Origin of the sequence: Mesorhizobium sp. M7A.F.Ca.CA.004.06.1.1 (assembly GCF_003999135.1) — a bacterium.
GTDB lineage: Bacteria > Pseudomonadota > Alphaproteobacteria > Rhizobiales > Rhizobiaceae > Mesorhizobium.
On sequence record NZ_RZPQ01001317.1, the window covers coordinates 1 to 753 of the forward strand.

Below are 753 nucleotides of genomic sequence, written 5' to 3' on the forward strand. Positions count from 1 at the left end.
CGCCGGAGCCGATCGAGATCGCCGACGACAGCGGCTTCAGGATCGCCACCTTGGCGTCGAGTTTTGAGCGCCCGAGCAGGATCGCCTCGATGGCCTCGGGAATGCCATGGCCGCGGATCTTCTCGCTGCCGAAGCGCGCCATCAGGCCGATGATCAGCGCACCGATCACCGGGACGATGACGGCGGCAAGCCCAAGCGGTGTGTCCTCAAGCTTCAGGTCGGCAAGCGAGAACTGGCCGAAATAGGCGATGTTGGTGGCCAGCCGGATCAGCTTCAAAAGCGCGATGCCGGCAACCAGTCCGGCTGTCGCCACCACCACGGCAATGGCCGCGACGAGCAGCACCCTGGCGTCCGTGGTGAAATCACGCAGATGCTCCGGGTTCGAGTGAGGGGTCTTCATGGCGGGCTTTGCTTCCTGGCGGCGGGCCGAATGTGGATATGCGGCACGGTCGAAGCGGCCAGCCGGGCTTGTCGGTGGCTATGTATCGTAACACGATATAAATATTCAAGCCGGTTTCGCCCGAAATCCGTTTGAGCTTTCGCCGGAAAACGAACACATGTCTGATATGTCGCAGCCACAAAAACCACGCCCCGCCATCAGCCAGGCCGATTACCAGCGACTGTCGGAGTTTCGCTATCTGATCCGCCGCTTCCTCGAATTCAGCCAGGTCCAGGCGGAAGACGCCGGCCTGACCCCGCGCCAGCATCAGGCGCTGCTGGCGATCAAGGGATTCCCCGGCGGCGGCCCGGTGA

Annotated in this window: 1 protein-coding gene and 1 pseudogene; one reads left to right on the forward strand and one right to left on the reverse strand. The window is 62.9% G+C overall.

Annotated elements, in window-relative coordinates:
• Window positions 1-400: chloride channel protein (locus EN906_RS36030; RefSeq protein ID WP_206529289.1), on the reverse strand; the 400-nt coding region annotated here is incomplete at its 3' end.
• Window positions 401-557: 157 nt separating this feature from the next.
• On the opposite strand from EN906_RS36030, the pseudogene EN906_RS36035 reads away from it, so the two are divergent.
• Window positions 558-753: pseudogene (locus EN906_RS36035) on the forward strand (MarR family transcriptional regulator); the annotation flags it as partial.